Raw genomic sequence first — 4,772 nt, forward strand, 5'->3', positions numbered from 1 at the left:
GCACCTCGAAGCCGACCCGGCTGTCCACCGTCCGACCACGGACCAGCACGGTGTTCGCCGGGTCGTACCTGCCGGTGACGGTGACCCGGGTCCAGACCTTCTCTTTGGCGGGGGCCGGGCCGACCGACCCCGCCCCGCCGGTGGGGGCGGACAGCGCGTCGGCGAGCGGCGCCGGAGCCATCCGCTGGCCCGCGTCGATCCGCTCGTTGACCTCGGTACGCCCCCGGTAGCGGTCCAGCTGCCAGTTGCCGAGGAACACCATGACGGCGGCCGCGACCAGGGTCAGCGCGAGAGCGCCCAGCCAGCGTGGGCTCAGCAGGAACCGGTACACGGCACCGAGGCTACCCGTATGACGGGCGCCACTGACCTGGACCGGGCCGGCTCGGCGGCACGGTCGGGTCGCCGGCCCCGGTTGGCGGTGCTCGCGTCCGCGGCCGGGCGGGTATCGTCACGCCGACGGATCGGCCCCGGTCGTCCCGTCGTGTACCCGCCGCCGCTCGCGAGGAGTCGATGATGACCGTCGTGCCGCGCCTGGTGCTCAGCGCGCCGTCCTCCGGGCACGGTAAGAACGCGCTGGCGATCGGGCTGCTCGCCGCCCTGGCCGAGCGGGGGGTCGACGTCGCCGGGTTCAAGCTCGGGCCGGACCCCGTCGACGCCGCGTACCTCGGTCTCGCCGCCGGTCGCCCGGGTCGGGTGATCGACCCCCGGCTGATCGGCGTGGACCGCCTCGCGCCGCTGGTGGCGCACGGCGCCGCCGGTGCCGGGCTCGCTGTGGTCCAGGGCAGCATGGGGCTGTACGACGCGGTCGGCGGTCGCCCCGAGCAGGAGTCCACCGCCGCTGCCGCCGCTGCGCTGCGCAGCCCGGTGGTGCTCGTCGTCGACGTGGCCGCCATGGGTCAGTCGGTGGCGGCCCTGGTGCACGGTTTCCGCTCGTACGACGAGCAGTTGTGGCTCGGTGGGGTGATCCTCAACCGGGTGGCGTCGTCGCGGCACGAGGCGATGTTGCGCGAGGCGTTGGACGACGTGGGAGTGCCCGTCTACGGGGCGTTGCGCCGTCAGGACCTGCCGGCGGTGTTGCCGTCGCGTCGGCACGGTGTGGCGCCGGTGGTGGACGGGTCCGCCGATGCGGCTCGTGCGGTCCGTCGGCTGGGCGAGGCGGTCGCCGCCACTGTCGACCTGGAACGTCTGCTCGGGCTGGCCCGTTCCGCCCCGCCGCTGCCCGCCCCGGCCTGGTCTCCCGAGGAGGTCCTCGGTGCGTTCACCGCGCCGGTGGACCGCCCGCTGGTGGCGCTGGCCGGTGGGCCGGGCGGCAGCTTCAGCCACCCGGAGACCGCCGAGTTGCTGAGGGCTGCCGGCGCCGAGATCGTCGTCGTCGATCCGCTGCGCGACGAGGCGCTGCCGGTCGGCACCCGCGCGCTGGTCGTCGGTGGCGCGCTTCCCGAGGCGTACGCCGAGCAGTTGTCGGCCAACCGGCGGCTCTGCATCGCGGTGGCCGAGTTGGCGCGGACCGGGCGTCCGGTGGTCGCCGAGGGCGCCGGGCTGCTGTGGCTGGCCCGGGAGCTGGACGGGTTGCCGATGTGCGGTGTCCTGGACGCGGTGGGCGTCAGCCGGGACGGCCTGGTGGCCGGCTACCGGGAGGCCACCGCCCAGACCGACAGCGTGGTCGCGGCCCAGGGCACGGTGCTGGTCGGCCACAAGGCGCACCGGGCGGTCCTGACCCCGCGGGCTGGTCAACGCCCGGCGTGGAGTTGGGACGGCGGCACGCCGGAGGGGTTCGTCTGGCGCAATGTGCACGCCTCACAGCTCACTCTGCACTGGGCGGGTCACCCGGCGACGGCGGCCCGGTTGGTCGCCGCCGCGGCGACCGACCCGACGAGCGAGGCGATGCCCGCGCAGTCCGGCGGGGTGCCGGTGTGATCGGTCAGGTGGCGGTACGCCGCTTCCCGGCGTTGACCGTCTCCACCCCGCGCACGGAGGTGCGTGGGCTCACCGCCGCGGACGCGGAGGCGGCCGGGGAGATCTTCGCCGACAAGCTGACCCGGCGCTGGTTGCCGTTGCCCGACGATTCCGGCCCGATCGACGGGCACGCGTGGTGCACGGAGTTGGCCCGGCAGCGGCGGGACAGCGGCGAAGGTGACCACTACGCGGTGCTCCGCCGCGAGGACGACCAGATGGTGGGCTCGCTCTGGACTCGGCGTACCGACTGGGGTGCCCGTCTCACCGAGATCTCCTACGCGATGGCACCGCACGCGCGAGGCTTCGGCTTCGCCGCCGAGGCCGTCGACGCGGTGGCCATCGCCCTGATCCTGGAGCACGGGTTCCAGCGGGTCGAGCTGCGGGTGGCGCCCGGCAACCTGGCCTCGCGTCGGGTCGCCGAGAAGGCCGGGTTCAGTTACGAGGGTCTGCTGCGTAACGCCGGGCTGGTCGGCGGCAGCCGCGTGGACCTCGAACTCTGGTCGTTCGTCGCCGCCGACCTGCGCTGACTCGATCTGACCCGCGTGCGGGACCTGCGCCGGGTCAGCCGACGATCGCGTCCGACGGTGGGGTGAACTGGCGGGTCGGTGTGCCCTTCAAACCGTCGCGCAGGGTCTCGGCGACCGCCGCGATGGGGATCTGGGACTGACCGTCGCCCACCGCGTTGAACGGATTGTCCGGGTCGGAGATGAAGCTCGCCGCTGCCAACTCCGGGGTGTAGCCGACGAACCAGGCGGACCGGGTGCTGTCCGTGGTACCGGTCTTGCCGGCCACCGGGCGTCCGACAGTGCCTCGCACGCTGTCGGCGGTGGACCAGCCGCCGCAGCTTCCGCGCGCCGGGGTGTCCCCGGTCGGACAGCGGGCCGCGTCGGTGGCCGCCCGGGCGGCGTCCGCGCTGACCACCTGCCGGCACCGTGGCTTGGCCACCTCACGGTGGATGCCGCCCGGGGTGGCGTACGTGGCCGGTGTGCCGTCCCGGTTCATGATCGCCTGCACCGGTATCGCCTCGCAGTAGCGGCCGTCGGCCGCGATGGCGGCGTAGGCGTTCGCCATCTCCAGCGGCGTGGCGTCGGAGACGCCCAGGGTGAAGGCACCCCACTTCTTCGCCTTGTCCGGGGACGCGTGGTCCCGGTCGACGTCGGTGCGCCAGCGCAGCCCGAGCTGCTCGGCCAACCGGACCGCCCGGTCCGCGCCGACCTTCTCCTCCAGCCACACGAAGTACGTGTTGACCGACTTGCCGAAGCCGGACCACATGGTCTGCTGGCCGCTCATCGCGCCGCTGGCGTTGGAGGGCGCCCAGCCGTCGTAGACCTCGGACCGGTAGCGGTGCGGGGCGTTGAACGAGGTGGAGAGGGTCATGCCGGAGTCCAACGCAGCCAGCATCGGGAACATCTTGAACGTCGATCCCGCCTGGTAGCCCGCCAGGTCACCGCCGCCCAGCAGCGGGGCCACCGTGTTCGGGTAGTTGGCCTTCACCTTCGGCCCGGCCTCGGGGTTGGAGCTTGGTGGGTTCTCGGCCAGGTCCAGTGAGTACGTCCGGTTCACCGCCATGGCCTTGACCCGCCCGGTGCCCGGCTCGGAGACCACGATCCCGTTGGCGAACGGGCTGCCGGTGGCCTCCTTGGCGCCGACGTTCTTCTCCGCCGCGGCCTGGATCTTCGGGTCGAGACTGAGCACGATCCGGTAGCCACCCCGGCGCAGCTTGTCCATCCGTTCCAGCCGGTTCGCCCCGAACGCGGGCTGCGCGCTCCACCAGTTCTTCAGGTAGTCGCAGGCGAAGCCCCAACTGTTGTACTTCTCCGGCACGGCGGCGCAGTCGTGTGGCGGGGTCGTCAGCTTCAGCCGGATGGGCTCGGACTTGGCGGCGGTGGCCGAGTCGGGGGAGAGGTACCCGAGTTGGCTCATCCGGTCCAGCACGTAGTTGCGTCGCCCGGTGGCCTCCTTCTGGTCGGAGTCTGCCGGGTCGTACTCGGACGGGGACTTGACCAGGCCGGCGAGGGTGGCGGCCTCGACCGGGGTGAGGTTCTTCGGGGTCTTGGAGAAGAAGATCTCGCTGGCGGCGTAGATGCCGTACGCCCGGTGCCCGAAGTACGCCGAGTTCAGGTAGCGCTCCAGGATCTGGTCCTTGCTGATCTCCTTCTCCAGGTCCAGCGCCATCCGCATTTCCTTGACCTTGCGGAGGCTGGTCTGCTGGGTGGCCTCCTGGACCTCCTTGGGGGTGGTCGCGCTGTCGCGCAGGGCCATCCGGACGTACTGCATGGTCAGCGTCGAGGCGCCCTGGGAGCCGCCGGAGCGGGCGTTCGAGACGAAGGCCCGGGCCACGCCCTTCGGGTCGACGCCGTGGTGCTGGTAGAAGCGGTTGTCCTCGGCGGCGACGATCGCCTGGAGGATGTTCGGCGACATGTCCGACAGCTTGGTGTACTGCCGGTACTCCTCGTAGAACATGGTCAGCACGGTTTTGCCGTCCGGCGCGTAGACGTACGAGGTCTCGGCGGGCATGGCGGTCTTCAGCACCCGGGTCTTCTGCTCCACGGCGTGCGCGGTGGCCTTCGCGCCGAGCCCGGTGAGGGCGACCAGCGGGTACGCGACGGCGGCGATCACGATTCCGGCGATCAGCCCGGCGCGGAGGAGAGGGACGAGTCGACCTGCGGCAGTAAGGGGTCGGTTACTCACATGGCCAAGTTATGACATTTCCGATTCGTACCTGAGAAGAACTCATAAACCGACGAGTGGTGACGTGGCTTACGCCGAGATCGTCTGTCCCACCGGCCGCCTTCCCGGAAGGATCGCGGACATGC

General features: G+C 71.9%; 4 protein-coding genes. 2 read left to right on the top strand and 2 right to left on the bottom strand.

Annotated elements, in window-relative coordinates; translation table 11 throughout:
* Positions 1 to 331, bottom strand: a 331-nt coding sequence (locus ACWCO3_RS31645; protein ID WP_450013552.1) for an SURF1 family cytochrome oxidase biogenesis protein, incomplete at its 3' end; no start/stop codon positions are given.
* Between the two features lie 182 nt (positions 332 to 513).
* Here ACWCO3_RS31645 and ACWCO3_RS31650 point away from each other — a divergent pair.
* A complete protein-coding gene (locus tag ACWCO3_RS31650; RefSeq protein ID WP_450013554.1) occupies positions 514 to 1,917 on the top strand; it encodes a cobyrinate a,c-diamide synthase in 1,404 nt (467 codons plus the stop codon).
* Entirely contained in the window at positions 1,914 to 2,483 is a 570-nt protein-coding gene (locus tag ACWCO3_RS31655) for a GNAT family N-acetyltransferase (RefSeq protein ID WP_145779318.1), read from the top strand. Before ACWCO3_RS31650 ends, ACWCO3_RS31655 begins: the two co-directional genes overlap by 4 nt.
* A gap of 34 nt (positions 2,484 to 2,517) precedes the next feature.
* Here ACWCO3_RS31655 and ACWCO3_RS31660 read toward each other — a convergent pair whose 3' ends face one another.
* Complete coding sequence (locus ACWCO3_RS31660) at positions 2,518 to 4,647, bottom strand: transglycosylase domain-containing protein (protein WP_145779319.1); 2,130 nt, start codon at positions 4,645 to 4,647, stop codon at positions 2,518 to 2,520.
* Between the last annotated feature and the right edge of the window lie 125 nt (positions 4,648 to 4,772).

Source organism: Micromonospora sp. NPDC002411, assembly GCF_053592955.1.